Origin of the sequence: Cryobacterium algoricola (genome assembly GCF_004402485.1) — a bacterium.
GTDB classification, from domain to species: Bacteria; Actinomycetota; Actinomycetes; order Actinomycetales; family Microbacteriaceae; genus Cryobacterium; species Cryobacterium algoricola.
Window position 1 is genome coordinate 583,353 of sequence record NZ_SOFG01000011.1, and the last position, 19,002, is coordinate 602,354.

Annotated in this window: 14 protein-coding genes and 1 pseudogene; 14 read left to right on the forward strand and 1 reads right to left on the reverse strand. The window is 68.5% G+C overall.

Going from position 1 to position 19,002, the window contains the following annotated elements; all coding sequences use genetic code 11:
- Positions 1-180: 180 nt before the first annotated feature.
- Positions 181-3,252, reverse strand: coding sequence for a response regulator (locus E3O44_RS09505; RefSeq protein WP_166792598.1), 3,072 nt, complete (start codon positions 3,250-3,252; stop codon positions 181-183).
- A 321-nt stretch (positions 3,253-3,573) separates the two neighbouring features.
- On the opposite strand from E3O44_RS09505, the gene E3O44_RS09510 reads away from it, so the two are divergent.
- From E3O44_RS09510 to E3O44_RS19975, 14 genes and pseudogenes are all read left to right on the forward strand, one after another.
- Complete coding sequence (locus E3O44_RS09510) at positions 3,574-4,761, forward strand: glycosyltransferase (RefSeq protein WP_134534492.1); 1,188 nt, start codon at positions 3,574-3,576, stop codon at positions 4,759-4,761.
- A 32-nt stretch (positions 4,762-4,793) separates the two neighbouring features.
- The gene (locus E3O44_RS09515; protein WP_166792599.1) at positions 4,794-6,035 is read left to right on the forward strand and encodes an oligosaccharide flippase family protein; all 1,242 of its coding nucleotides are present in this window, start codon (positions 4,794-4,796) and stop codon (positions 6,033-6,035) included.
- Positions 6,032-6,868: a dolichyl-phosphate beta-glucosyltransferase gene (locus E3O44_RS09520; protein ID WP_134534494.1), complete on the forward strand. Its 837-nt coding sequence runs from the start codon at positions 6,032-6,034 to the stop codon at positions 6,866-6,868. Before E3O44_RS09515 ends, E3O44_RS09520 begins: the two co-directional genes overlap by 4 nt.
- Positions 6,869-6,877: 9 nt before the next feature.
- A complete protein-coding gene (locus E3O44_RS09525) occupies positions 6,878-7,210 on the forward strand; it encodes an STAS domain-containing protein (protein WP_134534495.1) in 333 nt (110 codons plus the stop codon).
- On the forward strand, positions 7,207-8,619 hold the full coding sequence (locus E3O44_RS09530) for a PP2C family protein-serine/threonine phosphatase (protein ID WP_134534496.1): 1,413 nt from the start codon (positions 7,207-7,209) through the stop codon (positions 8,617-8,619). Before E3O44_RS09525 ends, E3O44_RS09530 begins: the two co-directional genes overlap by 4 nt.
- Entirely contained in the window at positions 8,603-9,061 is a 459-nt protein-coding gene (locus E3O44_RS09535) for an ATP-binding protein (RefSeq protein ID WP_166792600.1), read from the forward strand. The genes E3O44_RS09530 and E3O44_RS09535 overlap by 17 nt, the downstream gene beginning before the upstream one ends.
- Positions 9,058-9,426: an STAS domain-containing protein gene (locus E3O44_RS09540; RefSeq protein ID WP_134534498.1), complete on the forward strand. Its 369-nt coding sequence runs from the start codon at positions 9,058-9,060 to the stop codon at positions 9,424-9,426. The genes E3O44_RS09535 and E3O44_RS09540 overlap by 4 nt, the downstream gene beginning before the upstream one ends.
- A gap of 9 nt (positions 9,427-9,435) precedes the next feature.
- On the forward strand, positions 9,436-9,825 hold the full coding sequence (locus E3O44_RS09545; RefSeq protein WP_134534499.1) for a response regulator: 390 nt from the start codon (positions 9,436-9,438) through the stop codon (positions 9,823-9,825).
- Positions 9,822-10,883 (forward strand): endonuclease/exonuclease/phosphatase family protein, encoded by a 1,062-nt coding sequence (locus tag E3O44_RS09550; RefSeq protein ID WP_134534500.1) that lies wholly within the window; start codon positions 9,822-9,824, stop codon positions 10,881-10,883. Before E3O44_RS09545 ends, E3O44_RS09550 begins: the two co-directional genes overlap by 4 nt.
- Complete coding sequence (locus E3O44_RS09555; protein WP_134534501.1) at positions 10,880-14,401, forward strand: hypothetical protein; 3,522 nt, start codon at positions 10,880-10,882, stop codon at positions 14,399-14,401. Before E3O44_RS09550 ends, E3O44_RS09555 begins: the two co-directional genes overlap by 4 nt.
- On the forward strand, positions 14,398-15,666 hold the full coding sequence (locus E3O44_RS09560; RefSeq protein ID WP_134534502.1) for a hypothetical protein: 1,269 nt from the start codon (positions 14,398-14,400) through the stop codon (positions 15,664-15,666). Before E3O44_RS09555 ends, E3O44_RS09560 begins: the two co-directional genes overlap by 4 nt.
- Positions 15,663-17,498, forward strand: coding sequence for a hypothetical protein (locus tag E3O44_RS09565; protein WP_134534503.1), 1,836 nt, complete (start codon positions 15,663-15,665; stop codon positions 17,496-17,498). Before E3O44_RS09560 ends, E3O44_RS09565 begins: the two co-directional genes overlap by 4 nt.
- A 398-nt stretch (positions 17,499-17,896) precedes the next feature.
- A pseudogene (locus E3O44_RS19970) lies at positions 17,897-18,745 on the forward strand (diguanylate cyclase domain-containing protein); the annotation flags it as partial.
- An 88-nt stretch (positions 18,746-18,833) separates the two neighbouring features.
- Positions 18,834-18,986, forward strand: a complete 153-nt coding sequence (locus E3O44_RS19975) for an EAL domain-containing protein (protein ID WP_420897924.1) — start codon at positions 18,834-18,836, stop codon at positions 18,984-18,986.
- Positions 18,987-19,002 lie beyond the last annotated feature (16 nt).

The following is a 19,002-nucleotide window of genomic DNA, read 5'->3' on the forward strand; positions in this document are numbered from 1 at the left end:
TCTCCCAAAGCTGTGCGATGGAGCGTTCGGAGCGGCAGCTCATGTTGCCACTGCTCACACCGTATGGCGCGCCGGTAACAGCGACGGGTCACCCCGGTGAACAGACTCTGACCGATGCCGGTCCACGGTGGCCGGCCCGGCGCGGTGAGGAGAACAGCTGGTCCTGCTCGACGAGCAGGATCACCCCGCGTCGAGAGTGGCCGCGAGGTCGGTCACGAGCACGGCCGTCACCTCGGCGATGGCCGCCTCCAACCGGGTCAGCTGATCCTCCGTGATGCGTCCGCCCTCGTTGGCGCGCGCTTCGATCTCCCCGCACACGGCGGCCAGTTCGCTGGCACCGATCGTGGCACTGCTCCCGCGCAGCCGGTGGGCGACGAATGCTGCCTGAACCAGGTTGTCGCGGTCGAGCTCGGCCCGAAGGGCCACCAGGTGGCCGCCGCTCTCGTCGAGGAAGTGCTGCAGCAGGACGGCCTTGGTTTCGGCGCCCATCTCGTCGAGGTAGCCGTACAACTCGGGATCGAGCACCGGCGCGCTCTCGGCCGTCGGCGTCGCGAGGACGCTGGCTGCGGGTTCCGGCGTCGGACTCGGCAACGGCGCCGAGTCGTCTTTCCACTCGCTGAACGCGCCCACGGTCACGGCCGGGACGGACTGACGCGCCGGAACCCTGATGGTGAGGGCCAGGGCGTCCGCGAGTTCTTCGACGCGGATCGGTTTGCTCAGGTACTGGTCCATGCCCGCATCGAGACAGGCCCGGCGAGCTTCCGCCGTCACACTCGCCGTCAGGGCGATGATCATGGGCTGGCGGATGCTGTCGCCCAGCACCCGGATCAATCGCGTGGCCTCGAGGCCGTCCACGATCGGCATGTGCACGTCCATCAACACGACGTCGAAGTCGCCCAGTTGAGCTGCGTGAACGGCTTCCAGTCCGTTACTGACGGTGTCGACGCGGTGGCCGCCCTTGGCGAGCATCAATTGCGCAACCTTCTGATTGACGAGGTTGTCCTCCGCCAGGAGGATCCGCAATCCGGAAACGGCGTCCGCACGAGCGGGCGTTTCGTCACCCGCAGCGACCTGGCCGGAGAGCACTTCGATCACGACACGTTGCAGCTGGGCGCTGCGCACCGGCTTCGTCAGGACCGCGGCGAACGGCGCCTTGCGCGCCTTGCTCAGTGTCGCGCTCATACTCGTGAGCAGGATCATCGGGGTGTCCTGCCAGCCCGGGAGGTCCTGCAGAACCCGGGCGACGGCAGCGCCGTCCATTCCCGGCAGTTGCATATCCAGGATCGCGATATCGGGAACCGGGCTGTTCCTGGCGTCCGCGATCATCTCATCGGATGTCGCGGTCACGGTACATTTCATCCCCCACCGGGAGAGCTGACCGGACAGGATCCGACGGTTGGCCTCGTTGTCGTCCACCATCAGTGCGCGGAGTCCCGCAAGTGAGATTGTTTCGGTCACGCGGCGCTCCGGAGACGGGCTTTCCCGCCAGGCGATGGTGAATGCGAAGGTCGAGCCGACCCCGACCGTGCTCGTCACCTCGATCCGGCCCCCCATGATCTCCACCAGGGCCTGACTGATCGCCAACCCCAAACCCGACCCGCCGTACACCCGCGTCGTCGACGCGTCCACCTGACTGAACGACTGGAACAACCGCGGCATCCGATCCGCCGGAATCCCGATCCCGGTATCCGACACCAGGAACCGGAGCGCCACCGTCCCCGGCTCCCCCGGCACCACCGGAACCACCGACGACACCGGAAGCGCCGGCACCGCGGGCTCGATCCGCACCATGATCGTGCCCGACTCCGTGAACTTCACCGCATTACCCACCAGATTCACCAGAACCTGACGCAACCGCGTCACATCCCCGCTCACCCACGACGGACACCCATCCGCGAAATCACACAACAACGCCACACCCTTTTTATCGGCCGCGACAGCCAACAAACCCACCGAATCCTCCACCGCCGAAATCAAATCGAACGGACGATCCTCCAACTCCAGCCCACCCGACTCGATCTTCGAAAAATCCAGGATGTCATTGATCAAGTCCAGCAACAGATCCCCACTGCGCCGCACCGTCTCCACATAATCACGCTGCACCGCATCCAACCGGGTATCCAGCAACAACCCCGTCATCCCGATCACCGCATTCATCGGCGTCCGGATCTCGTGACTCATCGTCGCCAGAAACGCCGACTTCGCCGTCGTCGCCGCCAACGCCGCATCCCGAGCCAACCCCAGACTCACATTCAACTCCACCTGCCGCACCCGCAACCGATCCGCATCCCGCACCGCGAGCACCAGGCGCACCGCACCGACCAACAGAGTGCAGAACGAGACGAAGACGGCAAGCGAGGCGAGCGGCACGAACTCGTTCACGACGATCACGCCGAGTGCGCCGATGCTGAAAATCGCGGGTGCGGCGAGAGCGAGCGTGGCGCTCGCGCGGTCGGGCAGGGCCGAAACGCCCGGGCTCCATGCGGCAAGACCGAGCAGGACGCCGACAATGGGCCACGCGACATCGACGATTCCGCCCCGGACATAGCTGCCGTCGGCGACGCCGGCCACCAGGAAGGTGTTGGCCAGTGCGAAGCCCAGGAAAGCGATGACTAGGAGGTACCACGCCCGGCTCGGGCGTCGGCCGTAGACGGTGAGGGCGCACACGAGCAGGGCCACGAGGATGAGAGGCGAGACCGGGTAGGCGAGGCCCAGGATATCGTCCAGGACGATGTCCGACACCGGTCGGAACAGGACCGCCGCCGCAACCGCCACGAGCCCGAGGCCGGCAATGACACCGTCCAGCCACACTGTCGCCGACGTCGGGTTCAGCCGTCGCCGCATCAGAACGAGCAGGAACGACACCGACAACACCAGGAAGAGGGCGAAGAAAATGATGGCCGTCAGGGAAGCCGCATGGGGAGCCCGCGGCGGGAAGAGAATCGACTCGACCGTGTCTGCCGCGGCGATGCACAGCATCGCCGCGCCGAGCAACGCCCAGGCGAGCCGTTCGGCCTTAACGAGAATGACGCGAGCCAGCACCAGGCCCGCCACCGCGAATTCCAGGCCGAGGTAGTACGCGTAGTCAACCCAGACCGGACGTTCGGCCACGTTGGTGGCCACGGTTGCCCAGGCATAGGCGGCGATTCCCAGGCTCACCGCGACGAAGACAACAAGCATCAGTCGAGGCATCACGAACGCGTCGCGCGGCGACGAGCGCGATGGGTCGGAGCCGGTGCGGTCAGGTCCCATGTCTGGGGCCTCTCTTCTTGGTCGAACGAGGAAACGGGTAGGTATGTGCACATTCCGGATCGACCAGATTTGCATACAAATTACCCTGAGGATACGTCATACTGTCTCTGCACGGTACCCCCGAAGATGCCGCGCGAACACAGGAGCAAGTCAGGTGGTGCAGTGCCCGGTTTCACCACGAGACGTGCTCGGTTCCGAGCTCGTTGGGCAGGCAATTGAGTACAACACGACCGCCGGCGAGCGCCGTTCCGGTTTTCACGATCCACAGGGGGTACGCATGAACCCAGACGCTCCAACGTCGTCGGGCCCGGTACCGGCCCGATGAGCGGGAAACTGCGGGTCGGTGTCGTCACGGCTTTTCCCCCGGGCCGCAACAGCCTGAACGAGTTCGGCTTCCACCTCGTCAAACACCTCGCCCGGCAGGCCGAGGTCGCAGAGGTTCTGCTGTACGCCGACGTGACGGATGCCGGCACTCCCTCCCCCCTCGACGGCGTGACGGTGTACCCGAGCTGGACCTTCAACAGTGTGGCGAACATCGTGCGACTCACCCGGGAGATCCGACGCACTCGCCCGGACGCCGTGCTGTTCAACCTCCAGTTCGCCACGTTCGGGGACAAGCGCATCCCCGGGGCACTCGGACTGCTGATTCCTGCGGTGCTCCGGATGTTCCGGGTGCCGACCATCGTCGTGCTGCACAACCTCGCGGACAACGTCGACATGCAGGATGCCGGCTTCGCAGGCTCCGCGGCGACGGCGCGCCTGATGAAGTTCGCGGGACGCATCCTCACCCGCGCCCTGCTTCGCGCGGACCTCGTGGCGCTGACCATCCCGCGCTATGTCGAATACCTGCAGGAGAGCTATGGCGCGACGAACGCCCTCCTCGCACCGCACGGGAGTTTCGAGGAGGTCGCCCTCCCGTCCTTCGGCGTACCGGCCGGACGCCGGCGCATCCTCGCGTTCGGAAAGTGGGGCACGTACAAGACCGTCGACGTGCTCGTCGAGGCATACCAGGAGCTCCTCGACCGCGGGTACGGAGACCTCGAACTCGTACTCGCGGGCACGGACAGCCCGAATTCCGCCGGCTACATGCAGTCGGTCGCTGAACGCTTCTCCGACCTGCCCGACCTCGTCTTCACGGGCTATGTCGCGGAGGAGGAGGTGGCGCCGCTTTTCTCCTCAGCGACCGTCGTCGCCTTCCCATACACGTCGACGACCGGGAGTTCGGGTGTGCTGCACCAGGCCGGCGAGTACGGTCGCGCCGCCGTGCTGCCCCGCATCGGCGACCTGGTCGACATCATCGAAGAAGAGGGCTTCCTCGGCGTCTACTTCGAACCGGGCGACGCGACCAGCCTCGCCGACGCCCTTGCCGAGGTGCTCGACGACCCCGAACAGCGGGTGTCCCTCGGCCGCCGCAATTTCGCGGCCGCCTCGGGCATCCCGATGTCCGAGGTCGTGCACTGGCACCTGATCCACATCCAGCGCCTGATCGACAGGCGGACCATGCGATGACGAAGGAATCTTCCTCTACACGCCCCTCCCTGGTGGGTGGCGGAACCGCTCTTGCGGTGGCCATGATCGTGGCCAATGCCGGGAATTATGTGCTCAACCTGTTCCTTGGCCGGGTACTGACACCTGCCGAGTTCTCGGATGCCAATCTAATGGTGACGCTCATGCTCACGATCACCTCGATCGCGCTCTGCCTGCAGCTCGTGGCGGCCCGGTTCGTCGGGATCTATGACGAGTCGGGCCAGCCGGACCGCTCCGACCGGCTCGCCCGCACCCTGCGCGGCTATGCGCTCGGCGCCGGGATTCTGACCGGGTTGGTCCTCGCGGGAGGGAGTGCACTCTGGTCGCAGGTATTCCACACCGCCTCATTCTGGCCATTCGTCATCCTCGGCGCCGGGATGCCGTTCTACCTCGTGCAGTCTGTCGGCCGGGGCGTGATGCAGGGGCGGCTGCGCTTCCCCGGCCTCGCCACGTCCTTCGTGGTGGAGATGGTCGTGCGTCTCGGCTGTGGCGTGGCCCTCGTGGCGCTCGGCTTCGGCGTCAACGGCGCGACCGTCGGTCTCACTGCATCGTTCGTCGCGACCTGGCTCGCCGTGAAACTGCTCGCCAGGACCGGACCAGGGCGGACCGGGGTCGCCCCCGACCTGGTCGCGGTGCGCGGCTACGCGGTCCTGGTGTCCGTGCTCCTGCTCGGTCAGATCATCGCCAACAACAGCGACGTCCTCGTTGCAAAGGCATTCTTTTCCCCCGATGCCGCCGGGATCTATGCCGCGATAGCCCTCGTCGGCCGGGCGGTGTTCTTCCTGGCGTGGTCGGTCGCGACTGTCGTGTTCCCGGTCGTGGCGCGACGCCACGCGAGCGGTGGTGACACCGGGTCGCTCCTGACCGGCGGCATCGCGGCCGTCGCTGGAATCGGTGCGGCGTGCACACTCGGTGCGCTACTCCTCGGCGGCCCCGTGCTGGGCTTCATCCTCGGCCCGGCCTATGGTGACCTTGCTGCGCCCCTCGCCGCATACGCGGGGATGACGACTCTCTTCGCCATCGCGAACCTCGTGGCCAGCCACGAGTTGTCGCAGGGACGGAACACCCAATCGTGGCTGCTGCTCGGAGCCTCGCTCGTGCAGCTCATGCTGCTGCTGGTCTGGCACGAGTCGACCGCGCAACTGATCATCGTGCAATTCGTGGCGATGGTGCTCCTGCTCGGCGTGATGGTCGCCCGGCACCTTCTCACCAGATCCTCTCCCTATATCCCCACCGAAGAAGGGCTGCCCAGATGAGCGCGGAGACCAGCACCTACCAGGCGTACCGCAGGTGGGTCACCGAGAAGTCGACGGTGCCGCCGCGCGTCTCCGTTGTCATCCCCGCCTACAACGAGGAATGGCGGATCCTGCCGACCGTCGGTGCGATCGCCACCCACATGTGTTCGAGGGGCGAGCCCTGGGAATTGATCATCGCTGATGACGGCTCGACGGACACGACGGTCTCCCTCCTGCAGGACCTCCGCTTTCCGAACATGACCGTGCTCGTCGCAGCCAAGAACACGGGCAAGGGCGACGCCGTCCGCCGGGGAATCCTCGCGGCCCGCGGCGAATTCATCCTGTTCGCGGATGCGGACCAGTCGACGCCGATCGAGCAATTCGACCGTCTGATGGAGAAGATCGATGTCGGCTACGACGTCGTCGTCGGCTCCCGCGCGGCCGCAGGCGCCGCAGTGAGCGGCAAGAGCGCCCTGCGCAAGGTCCTGAGCCGGGGCCTTCACCTCGTGGTCTCCGTCGGGTTCGGCATCGAGATCGCCGACACGCAGTGCGGCTTCAAGCTCTTCACGGCCCCGGCGGCCCTGTCGCTGTTCAACCTCCAGGTCGTCGACGGCTTCTCCTTCGATCTCGAGGTGATCTACCTCGCCGGACGTCTCGGGCTGAGCACGGCCGAAGTCCCCGTCGAATGGATCGACGCGCCAGGCTCCACAGTCGACGCCGCCAAGGTGAGCCTGCAGTTCGTTGCGGACCTCGTCAAGATCAAGGTCCACGATCTGCGCGGCGGGTATACCGTCACCGGCCATTCGCCGGTCTCGCGCGCCTCCTCCCCCGCATCCGTCGCATCGATCAAATAGGAAACCACGATGAGAATACGCACCGAATCCGGAATCGGCCACACGACCGTCAGCCTTGCCGGTCGTTTCGACGCCCACGAAATCGGGGACTTCCGCAAGGTCGTGGACCTTCTGATCGGCCCGGGTAACGCAACCCTGCGACTCGACCTCTCGAACGTCGTGTTCGTCGACTCGAGCGCGCTCGCCGAGATGTTGCGCTCCCAGAAGGCAGCCAAGGCGGTCGGCGGCGAAGTCATTCTCGTGAACGTCTCAGACCCCGTCCGGATCATTCTCGAGCTGACCGAACTCCAGCAGGTGTTCACCCTGGAGTCCCGGACGGACCCGACCACGACCACATCATGACGCCGGCTTCCACCGAAACCCACCTGATCGAGAGCGACCTCGCCGACGCCGCTCTCGAACGTTTGCTGGTGGCGGCAGGGGCCGGCGAGATCCACCGGTCACCCGGTTCCGACTGGACCGTCTCCGGGGATACGGCCCCCGATGCCATCGACGCAGCCAACGCCATCCGCCGCGCGATCCACGGGATCTACTCTGCGCAGGACGACGTCACGGAAGCCCTGATCACAAGCCAGGACCATCTGAGTGCCCTTCGGGCGCTCACCCAGGTGAACCTGAGCACCCTCGGCAGGTCCGAGGCCATTGACGACCTGCTCGAGCAAGCCAGGGCGCTGACCGCGTCGGACCTCGTCGCGATGGTCGACGATCGCCTGGTGCACACCACGGGAGGCCGGTCCGCGGACTCGCCCGAGCTCACGGCGGTCATCCGCGAGGCGACGAAGGGAACAGACGACCCGGAGCCGAGGCTCGTCGGCCAGGGGAACGCCGTGATCGCACCCCTCAGCGACCAGAGTGGAGGCATCCGCGCCCTCGCATTCGTCAGGACGAACGGACCGGTCTACAGCACGGGCGACCTGCGCCTCGTCAGGGCGGCCGTTGCCGCCACCGACATGCAGTTCACGCTCACCCGGCTGCATCTCCAGGAGATCAAGCGCGCTACGTTCGAGCGCGAGCACCAGGTCGCATCAAGCCTTGCCCAGGCGGTCTTCTCCCAGCCGGCGCCGACCCTCTCTGGGGTCGAGGTGTTCTCCCACACCACTCCTGCGAGCCTCGCCGGCGGGGACTTCTTCGCCTTCGCCGTAGTGGGCGACGTGCTGTGGTTCACCGTGGGCGACGTCGCTGGAAAGGGTCTTCCCGCGGCGATGGTGATGACGCGCGCCGTCAGCGCCGCCCGGGTGGCCTTCCTCACCCACGACGCAGACGATCCTGCGGGGGCGATGCGGGCGATGGGTATCGAACTCTACGACTATCTCGACGATGTCGGCCTGTTCATCACCGTCGCCCTCGGCACATACCGGCCCAGCTCGGGCGCCCTGCACGTGTGCAACGCCGGCCATTCCCCGGTGATGCTCGTGCTGGGCGGCACCGTCACGCTGATCCCGGCGTCCATGCCGCCGCTCGGCGTGTTGCCCGAGCCACGGGGTCGGACAGTGCGCTTCGACCTGCAGCGGAACGACGCGCTGGTGCTCGGTTCCGACGGACTCGCCGAACAGGAGGACTCCGGCGGGGTGATGCTCGGCTACGACCGCCTGGCCGAACTCTGTGCCGAACTCCCGGAAGAGTCCGCCGAGCGGCTCGGACACCATATTCTGGATGCCGTGGAAACGCACGCGGATGGGATCCCGCCCTCCGATGACCGCACCCTCGTCATCCTCCGAGCAGTGGAGGCGATTCATGACCGCGACAGCTGACCCGATCGACCTCGTCATCGAGGGCACCACCGCGATGGTCCGCAAGATCGGTCCGTGGCTGCACGGGGTGCTCGGCGAACTCCCCGACGATGAGGCCGGCGCGATCGCCGCACGCCTGGAACTGGCCGTACACGAGGTCGCGATGAACATCATCGACCACGCCGGCTTGCCGGTCGCCGCGGAGATCCGCTTCACCGCGGGAATCACCGATTCCGCCGTCGAGATCTGCGTGTCCGATCCCGGCCGGCCCTTCGACCCCACCGGGGTCAGGATCCCTGTTGCCGGGGTCCCCCAGGAACGCGGATACGGCCTCATGCTCGTCCGCAAACTCGTCGACGATCTCGACTACCGCCGGCTCGACGCCGGGAACCGATGGACCCTTCGTGTCAACCGCACCGCGCCGGCCGACCCTCAGCAGACCGGAAATGAGCACCAGCCATGATCGACCCAGACACCTTCCACACATCTCGTCACACTGGCCTCACGGTCGGCGTCGCGACGCCGGCAGCGGGACTCTCCATCGTGACGCTCGGCGGTCGACTCGACGCTGTCGCCGCGCCCGACCTGCGCGCCAGGCTCGACGAATCCGACGTGGCCGGATGCCCCCAGATCGTGTTCGACCTCGCCGCCGTCGATTTCGTGGACAGTGCCGGCCTGGCCGTGCTCGTCTGGCAGCGGCGTACCTGCCGGGCGCACGGCGGCGACGTTGTGCTCGTGCGTCCGGACTCGGACAATGCGATGCGGGTGTTCCGGCTCACCCAGTTCGACCAGATCTTCCGGATGCTGCCGCAGCAGCAGAACGACTGAGGACGCCCCATGAACGCCGAACCCCTGTCGAAGACCGCCCTGGTCGTCGACGATGAAACAGTGTCCCGCCTCGTGCTCTCCCACATGTTGCGCAGGGCGGGCTGGGACGTCACCGAGGCAGACGATGTCGCCCCGGCGATCGCGCTCGCCCGATCGGGCACCTTCACGGCGATCTTCTCCGACTTCTCCATGCCGGGCGGCACCGGTGTCGACCTCCTGGACGCGTTGCCACCGACGCCGGCTCGCCCGCTCTTCGTGCTCGTAACCGGCATCGTGGAGCACTCCTCCGTCGGACTCGACCTCGCGAGCATGATCGATGGGCACCTGATCAAGCCGATCAGCTCCCGCGCGCTCTCCGAGTGCCTCGCGGCGATCTTGCCGCGCCAAAGGGACCGGTGACTCGCGGCGTCACGCGTGCCCTGACCCGGACTGCGTGCGGCCTCGGCTGGCTGGCGGCAGGCGGCATGACCGCGATCGCCCTGGCCCGGGCGCTCTCCAGTGAAACCGAACCGCTGCTGATCGGGGTGCAAGGGATCGCGGCATGGCTGCTCCTCCCGGCGTACCCTCTGCTCGCGTGCGCGGGAATCGTGGCCGTACGGCGGGCCCGCAGACGTTCCGACGGCGCGGCTCCCCTCCGATGGCCGCTCGCCCTCGGCACGGTTGCGCTTGCCCTCGCGGTCGCGCAGGCCACCCTGCTCGTCCCGGCCATCGGCTGGAACGGCCCGCGCACGGCACCCGTCGGCGCCACTCCGCTCCGGATCGTGAGCGCCAACGTCCTCCTCGACAACACCGAGCTCGCCTCGCTCGCCGGCGAGCTCGTTGCGACGGATGCCGACGTGATCGTACTCGAAGAGGTCACCCCCGAACACCTCGCCACGCTCGCGGCCTCGCCGCTCTGGGCGGCCTACCCGGAACGGCTGCTCGACGCCCTGCCCGGATACCAGGGCTCGGCGATCTTCTCCCGTCTGCCGATCGAAGACGGCGGTCCGATCGACGTGGCCGGGTCCCCGATGCTCGAGGCGCGCATCCGCACGCCCGCGGGGCTCGTACGGGTCATCGATGTGCACGCGGTAGCGCCCGTCACCGTTGAGAACACCGTGCTCTGGCGGGGACAGTACGCCGAGCTGGCCCGGATCGCGGCACGTGACACCGGCACCCTCATCCTCGCGGGCGATTTCAACGCGACCCTCGACCATGGGCCGCTGCGCCGGCTCGTCGCCACCGGGCTGCGGGACGCTTTTATGGAGTCCGGCCGCGGTTTCGGGGCGACCTGGCCGCGCTGGGACGGCCTCGTACCGCCGCTGATGCGGATCGACCACGTGCTCGTGAGCCAGCAGGTCACGGTCGTCGCCGTGACCGACCAGATGAGCGCGGGGAGCGACCACCGCCGGCTCGTTGTCGACCTCGCCCTTCCGCAGCCGCAGGGTCCTTCGTCGCTGAAAACCCCGACGCCATGACCCTGGTCGCGGAGCCGGCCCCGGTCCCCGTGCCGGCGGCGGAGAAGGCGAAGGTGCACCGGCCGGAAGAAGCGCCGGACGGGCGCTCGCGCAAGGGCTTCGTGCGCCGCCACCGCCTGCTCTTCATCGCGCTCATCCTCGTGCTCGTGTTCCACGGCTCTTTGCTGCTTGCCGGAAGCTACCAGCGCACGTACGACGCCTACGTGCACATCTTCTTCGCCGACCACTACGCCAGAGACTGGTTCTCGAGCTGGGACACCCGCTGGTACACCGGATTCTCCACCCTGAGCTACCCGCCGGGCGGCCACTTCCTGATCGCGGCCCTGAGCAAGATCATCGGGTTGCGCCCCGGCTTCGTGGTCGTTCAGGTCTTCGCCCTCCTGAACCTCACCATCGGGGTCTACCGCTGGAGCGGGATCTGGGTCAACCGCACCTCAGCCGGCTGGGCGGCCATCGCCCTCGTGCTGGCGTCGTCCATCGCCGAAACCGTGCACGTCTTCGGCCAGCTTCCCACCACGCTCTCTCTCGGGTTCCTACTCAACGGGCTGCCTTTCGCGAATACCTGGGTGCGCACGGGCAACCGGAAGGCCCTCCTCGCCGGGGTCGGCTGCATCATGGCCACCACGGCCTGTCACCACGTGACGACCCTGTTCGGATCGCTCTTCTTCCTCGGGCCCGTGCTGCTCGGGGCACTCGTGTTCGCCGTGCGCACCCCGCTCGCCGGCGAAAAGGACGGACACCCGCCCCGGTTCAGTTTCCGGCTGCTCTGGCCGTTGATCGCCCGTCGGATTCGCCGGGTGATGCCTTCCCTGGTGCGGACCGGGATCCTCGGTGCGCTGGTGGTCACGGCCCTGCTCTGCGTCGTCCTGCCGTACTGGCTCTACTCCAAGAGCGACCCGATCACCCAGGTCTCCATCCCGCACGCCAGCCGCGACAATTTCCTGGTCAATGTCAATGCCGGCCTGGTCTTCTGGCTGGTCCCGTGGGGCACGACGCTGCTCGTGCTGCCATACGCATTGATTCGCGGCATGGCGGGCAAGGCGTGGCCGCTCACCCTCTCGCTCGGCGTGCTCGCGTTCCTCGGCACCGGCGGCACCACACCGTTCCCCAAGATCCTCCTGGGCGGCGCGTACGACATTCTCACGCTCGACCGCTTCACCTTCTGGGCGACCATCTCCATCCTGCCGCTCGTCGGGCAGTTCATATCGAGCGTCACGAACGGTTCGATCCGAGCGTGGCTCCTCGCGCATGTCGGACGGACGCTTTCGGTGGTCCTGCCGGCCCTCCTGCTCGCCGCACACCTCACAACGACCCTCTATGCGGCGAACCTCACGCAATACCGGGCATTCCAGCCGGCCCCGATCGACGTCACCCCGATCACCACCTTCATGGACAAGGACCAGCACTCCCAGTGGCGATACCTCACGCTGGGATTCGGCGACCAGATGGCGTGGCTCGGCGCCAATATGACGGCCGGAACCGTCGACGGCGACTATCACTCCGCCCGGCAGCTGCCCGAGCTGACGTCCCGGCCCATCGAGCGCCTCGAGGGCGCAAAGTACTCGGGTGTGCCCGGGATCGGGAGCCTGCAACAGTTCCTCGCGGTGCCCGGCCGGTACTCGCTCAAATACGTCTTCAGCAATGACGCCTTCTACTCCCCGCTGCTCGACGCGAGCGGGTGGACCGACCTGGGTCCCCTCGAGAACGGCATCGAAATCTGGGAGCGCTCCGACGTTGCCCCGCTACCGACGAACGAGGTCTCGCATCAGGCGCCGCTCTGGGAGCGCCTGTGGTGGGGACTGATCCCGCCCGCGTCCATCGCCCTCGCGCTCGTGCTCATGGTGTGGTCGTTGATCGGAGCGCCCACGCGGGTGCCCGGCGTCGGCGCCGTCGTGCGCCGTGTCGTGCCGGCCAGGCTGCGACGGATGCTGTCACGCCCGCCCCGCACGGCAGCCCACCTCGTGCACTCTGCGCTGAGGAGGCTCACGAGCCCGGTGAACCGAGCGGTCGGCACACTCGACGCCGCCCTCGCCAGGGCGAGCGACCGCATCCCGCACACCGAGGAGCCCGCGCCCCCGGCCGGCGGCTGGCTGCCCTGGGGTGCGGCGCTTCCGCGCCTGCGCACGCGGGCACGCGCCCGGGTGCGGAAGCGCCGCCGCCGCTGGCAGGCCGCCGTCGTGACCGTGATGCTCGTCATTGTCGCTGCCGGCGGCGCCCTCGCGGTGGCGAAACCGCGACAGCCCACGGCTGCCGAAGTGGTCGAGGACTACTACGGGCACCTCGATTTCCGCCGCTTCGCCGCCGCATACGCCCTGCTCGACCCCTCGACCCGGCCGGACTTCACGGTGTACCAACAGGAACTCGGCAGGGACGGAGGCCTTGTCGCTTCCTTCGCCAAGCTCGCATCCGTCACCGCAGTGCCGGCCTCGAGCACGCCGGGCAGACAGGTGATGACCGCAACCCTCGATTACCTCACCTCCCTGCAGTCCTATCGGGTGACCTCGCCCGTGACCCTGATCCAGGAGCCGACCGGATGGTTCATCGACCTGCCCGCCGCAGACGCGACATCTCCGCCCGACCAATTCACCAGCCGACCCGCCGTCGGCTTCCTCTCGCAGGGTCGTCGCGCGCTCAGCTCGGACGGGACCTCCACGATGGATGTGCTCGACCGGCCGGAACTGACCCTCGACAACGTCAGCTCCCTGCTCGTGAATGGTCGCTGGGTCGTGATCGGCGAGGTGACGAACACCGACGTCGACCCCGCAGACGTCACCGTCGAAGCACAGCTGCGCGATCCGGACGGCGCGCTGCTCGCCAGCTGGGACGCCTCCCAGGTACTCGTTCACAAACTGTTGCCCGGAGCGACGAGCCCCTTCCGCATCGAGTTCCAGAGCATCGCCGGCACCGGCGACTACGGCCTCGAAGCCGACGGTGGCCTGAAGAACACCACGGCGGTAACGCCCCCCTCTGCGACAAGCGTCACCGTCGCAGCACCGGCCACGTCCTCCAATATTCGCGGCCCTGTCGAGTTCGACCCGCAGACGATCACGCCCTTCGTGCTCGCCGCCGGCGCCAAGGTGTCGTCGGTGGCCGTCTACGCGCGCGCCGTTGTGACCCCACGGGCGAGCGCGCGCGGCCTTCAGGTGCAGCACCTGCGGCTCACCGGCTCGGCCGCCGACGGCTACGCCGTTGTCGGCGAGCTGCGCAATGACGGCACGGTCGAAGCCGCCGTTCCGCACCTCCTGGTGTCCTATACAGCAGCGGACGGCAGCCTGGCGTGGGTCGACCACGCCTATCTCGAGCACAGCATCGCTCCGCAATCGGTCAGCGATTTCCGCATTCCGCTCGCGTCGAGCACCCCGATAGCGGCCTCCGGGGTGGCGACGACCGGCTACGCCGGGCCTGCCCACTCTCCGCCGGTGTCCGCGCTCGCCGCCTCGATCGCCCTGCCCGCCGACACGGGCTTTTCCGGGCTGTCCCTCACGGCGACGACATACGCCAGAGCGAGCCAGCCGTGACGCGGCCGGGCACGCGCCGCACCGCCGGCATGATGGTCGCCCTTTCCCTCGGCCTGGCGATCGGGCTCGCCACGGAATCCGGCACCGGCTTCCGCGCGGACGCGCGAGCCGACCAGGACGCCGCGGCCGCCCTCGTGTTGCAGGTTGCGCCGACCGCGCCCGCCGGCGTGGAGCTTCCGGTGACCGTCGCAGGGGCCGCCGACGGCGCCCCGGTGCAGCTCGTCGCGGTCGGTTCCCTCGGCCAGCTCGTGCTCACCGCCGTGAGCAGGGACGGCACGGCGGACTTCCGGCTTCCCGTCGCCCTGACCCGCAGCGCAGGGTCCGTCACACTCGTGGCGAGTTCCGCAGGCTCGATCGGGCGGGGGACGGCCGAACTCACCCCCGGGGATGCGGTCGGCCCTGTGCAGGCTGTCGTCGGCGCCCGCTCCATCGTGGCCGACGCCGCAGACATGTCCATGGTCGTCACTATCCCGGTCGATGCCTGGGGCAATTCCATCGCGGAGGGTTCACCGGTGCTGGTCTCCCGCGAGAATCCCGTCGGAGTGCAGAGTTCGAGCGGAGCGGTCGTGTCGCACCTGCTCGCGTTCCAGGAACTCTATTCGGGCACCCTCGCCGGTCGAGGCCTGGTCTGGGTCGCCACCGGCCCCGTCACCGGGCCAAGCGTCAGCCTCGACGAAGTCGCCGGGCCGCCGCTGCCCTTTTCCCTCGAACCCGTTGAGCCCGTGCTTGCCGCAAAGGCCGGGGCCGACGGCCAGACGCTCGTCCCGATCCGGACATCCGTGCTGCGGGATCGCTACGGCAATGTCGAGCCGGACGGCACCCAGGTCACGGTGGAATGGACGGGCCCTGAGGGCGCGGGGCGCACGACCGCGGCCACGATCTCTGGCGTCGCCCAGCTCTCGCTGCAGGCGCCGGCGATGCCCGGCGCGTTCCAGATCACCGGGTTCTGCCGCGGCGTACACTCGGCGAGCGCCCTCACGCTGCCGTTCGCGGCCACCGTCGGCACAGTGAAGATGAGTGCGCGCCTCGTCGACGCCGGCGTCTTCGTGAGCATCGGCCCGGTCAACCGCTTTGGCGGCACCTTCGTACCGGATGGCACGACGGCCCGCGTCTCCGTGGCCGACGCCGACGGCGAGGCCGGCTTCGCGAGCGCCGGTCTCGTGGACGGGCTGCTCGACATCCTCGTCGCGACCAGGCCGCTCGTCAGTCCCGTCACCGTCACCGTCTCGGTGCTCGGAGCAGAAGACGTGGAGACGCTTCGATGACGAGGCCCAGGCTCCCGTTCCGCACAGCGCGTAACTTCCGGCGCAGCCGCATCAAACGGCTGATCGCCGCGCTTCTCGGCCTCGGCCTCATCGCCGCGACCATGGGGTTCCTCGTGCTCAGCGGGCAGATCACCCTGCAGAGTTCGACGGGGGCCAAGGTCTCGTCCGGACTTCACGAAGTCGCGACGGTACCGGTCAACGCGAGCCAGCTCGTCACCTGGCTGCCCGATGCGTGGCAGCGCGAACGTGTCCTCGAGCCGGCGACGCGGATGATGATCGCAGCCAGCTATATCCGGGCCTGGGCGGCGATCGGGCGCTTCCAGTCCACGGGCGAGCGGCCTGCCGTCATAGACACCTTCAGCGGTGCGGCCAGGCGGGCCGTGCTCGAACTGCCGCGCACCGGCCCGAGCGCGACCTGGGACCTGCGCCACTCCCTCGAGCTCGAGTTCTACGCCCTCGACGGCGCCACCGTCGCGTTCCACGACGGGGGTGCGAACATCGCACGCACGGTCGGCACCGGGGTGAGCGAGACGGTTCTGCTCAGCCACGAGAGCTACGACGTCGTGATGGTGCTCGAGGACGGGTTCTGGCGCATCCGCCAGCTTCGGCGCTCCGCGGGGAGCGACACCGCCACACTGACGACGGATGCCGCCGGTGCGACCGCGATCACCGGCGCCGCGGCGACGACCCCCCGCGCCATCCCGGCGAGCCTGGCCACCGAATACCGGCCGGCCGGCTGGGCGCCCGTTGTGCCGGTCGCCGTCAAGGCGACAGCCACGCCGACTCCGACTCCCGGTGCGACCCTGACCCCTGCGCCCTCCGTCACTCCCGCACCCGCACCCGCACCGACTCTGCTCGCCCCGGCCACTCTGGGGGCCGACTTCGCCCGCCTGCGGGCTCTCGGTTTCGACACCATCCGGGTTCCGCTCCCGTACACCGAGCTGGGCGGCGCGACACCCACCGATGACGCCATCACGGGCCTGATCACGTTGCTCGAGCAGGCTGACCGGCACGGACTGCGGGTCCAGCTCGTCCTCTTCGACGGCTTCCCGGACCTCACCCCAGCGAACTGGCTCGCTGCCGACGCCCACCTCACGGCCATCGCGACCGCGGTGCGCGGCCAACCGGCCCTCGCCCTCTGGGACCTCGCCGACCGGCCGGAGCAGCGCACGACCGGGTCTCCGAGCCCCGCCGAGATCCGCGCGTTCCTCCTGCACATCGGTGCCACCCTGCGGGAGCTCGACCCGGGCACGCCGCAGACCATCTCCTGGGCGACGAGCACGGCCGCGGCCGATCCCTCGATGGCGGGCCTGGTCGACGCCGTGTCCCTGCACCTGACCGGCGGCGGCGACCCGACCGCAGCGATCGAGGCTGTGCGCACCGCGCTCCCCGACCGGGCCATGCTGCTGACGCTGACCGGGCTCAGCACCGAGGGCGGCTGGGGACCCCTGCCGAAGACCGAGACCCGACAGGCCTCCGACGTCGCCCGGGTCCTCCTGGCCGCGGAGCGGGCCGGGCTGTCCCACCTCAGCGTGGCGACCTTGACCGACACGAAAACGGATGCCGGTGGGCTGCTCCGCACAGACGGCTCTGCCAAGCCCGCCGCCGCGCTCTTCGAGGCCGGCGCCCCCCTCACCACGATTCCGGCACCGGGCGTGCTCGACTACGCCACCTCGAAGTTCTGGATCCTGGTGGTCGCGGTCCTGCTCGCCGCCGCCGGGGCGCTGCTGTGGGCCCGTCGCCTTCGGCGCACGCGCACGCCGCAGAAACCGGGGTCAGCGGACTCCCCGACAACGGAGTTGCACGAGCACCCAGGGGGCACACCCGAATGACGACCACGCGCCGCCCTCGCCCACGTCGTGGGCGCAATCTCGGCTTCCGTCCCGACCTGTTCGACACCTCCCGGTCCGTGGCCCTGTTGCTCGGCGGAATCGCTCTGCTCACGGGAACGACCGTCGCGGTCTATACCCTCCGGGACGTCGCCAGCCTGGGGCCTGTCGGGCTCACGACCCTTCGGAGTGTCGCCTCCGCCCTCCTGGTCGGCGGATTCGCCATCCTCGTTCTTCGGAGGCGCATCACGCTCCCGCTGCGTCACGTCATCCTCTGCGGGCTCATCGCCCTCGCCGTCGCGAGCGTTGTGGCGACCACCGGCACTCCCATCGCGTCCACGTTCTCCGGAGGCCTCGGTGTCACGATCCTGCTCGCCTTCGCGGTCATCCGGTCCCGCGCGATGCTCTGGTATCCCCTCGTCGTTATCCCCCTCGGCATTGCCGCAACGGCGTGGCAGCCGGGAGCGCAGGCAGGCGACGTCGTGTTGACCGGTCTCCTCGCCGTTGTGACCACCTCGGTGCTCACCTGGTTCGTGCGCAGTGCGTCCGCCTTCGACACGGACTGGCTCACCGGCATCCTCAATTTCGGCGGCTTCGAGCGTGCGACCGCGACCACCGTGCAGGATGCCCGCGCGAACGCACGAACAGGCGTACCGCTCACCCTCGCCCGCCTCGACATCGACGAGTTCGCCCTCGTCAACCAGCGCTTCGGGGCGGATGCCGGTGATGACGCCCTCGGCGAGTTCGCGACCGATCTCGCCTCGCTCCTCCCCGCCGACGCCGTCTTCGGCCGGATCGAGGGGGACGCCTTCGCCGTCCTGATCTCCGGGAGCACCGCGGACGACGTCCGGGGCCTGCTCCGGAAGGCGCGGTCCACCGTCCGGGGGTTCTCGGCCGGTATCGCCCAGCACGAGGGGGACGAGTCCGCCTCTGAACTGTTCGGCCGGGCCGGCGCCGCGCTCTACGAGGCAAAGCGCGGCGGCCTCGGCCGAATCACCGTCCACGGCGGCTACTACGCGTCGCCCATCGAGGTGCGTCATGGCATCGAGACCGGTGAGATCTTCGTGGTGTACCAACCCTGCGTCGACATGCGAACGGGAGCCATCGTCGGGGTTGAGGCCCTCGCCCGCTGGCACCACCCGACCAGGGGTGCGATCTCTCCCGTCGAGTTCATCCCGCTGTGCGAGGCCAGCGGATCGATCATGATTCTGGGCGACTGGGTGCTCGGTCAGGCGATCGCCGCGGCGGCCGGCTGGAACCGGGGCTTGCCTGCCGGCCGCTCGGAGGTCGCCGTCGGAGGCCCCTGTCATCGACCTCGCGATCGGCCTCGCAACTGCCCTGTCGCTCGGGATCGTCGCCGAGGGGGTGGAAACACCGGTACAGGCACAGTGGCTGGTCGAACGCGGCTGTTATTTCGCGCAGGGCTTCCTCTACTCCCGGCCGATCCGCTACGGCGAACTCGTCCAGGTCCTGCGTGACAGTGAGTTCTGACCCCGTGTCGTCGACA

What these genes read in the sequence shown, in the direction of transcription:
- E3O44_RS09505 (WP_166792598.1), bottom strand. Translation starts at nt 3,252, where the DNA reads ATGGGACCTGACCGCACCGGCTCCGACCCATCGCGCTCGTCGCCGCGC.
- E3O44_RS09510 (WP_134534492.1), top strand. Translation starts at nt 3,574, where the DNA reads ATGAGCGGGAAACTGCGGGTCGGTGTCGTCACGGCTTTTCCCCCGGGC.
- E3O44_RS09520 (WP_134534494.1), top strand. Translation starts at nt 6,032, where the DNA reads ATGAGCGCGGAGACCAGCACCTACCAGGCGTACCGCAGGTGGGTCACC.
- E3O44_RS09525 (WP_134534495.1), top strand. Translation starts at nt 6,878, where the DNA reads ATGAGAATACGCACCGAATCCGGAATCGGCCACACGACCGTCAGCCTT.
- E3O44_RS09530 (WP_134534496.1), top strand. Translation starts at nt 7,207, where the DNA reads ATGACGCCGGCTTCCACCGAAACCCACCTGATCGAGAGCGACCTCGCC.
- E3O44_RS09535 (WP_166792600.1), top strand. Translation starts at nt 8,603, where the DNA reads ATGACCGCGACAGCTGACCCGATCGACCTCGTCATCGAGGGCACCACC.
- E3O44_RS09540 (WP_134534498.1), top strand. Translation starts at nt 9,058, where the DNA reads ATGATCGACCCAGACACCTTCCACACATCTCGTCACACTGGCCTCACG.
- E3O44_RS09545 (WP_134534499.1), top strand. Translation starts at nt 9,436, where the DNA reads ATGAACGCCGAACCCCTGTCGAAGACCGCCCTGGTCGTCGACGATGAA.
- E3O44_RS09555 (WP_134534501.1), top strand. Translation starts at nt 10,880, where the DNA reads ATGACCCTGGTCGCGGAGCCGGCCCCGGTCCCCGTGCCGGCGGCGGAG.
- E3O44_RS09565 (WP_134534503.1), top strand. Translation starts at nt 15,663, where the DNA reads ATGACGAGGCCCAGGCTCCCGTTCCGCACAGCGCGTAACTTCCGGCGC.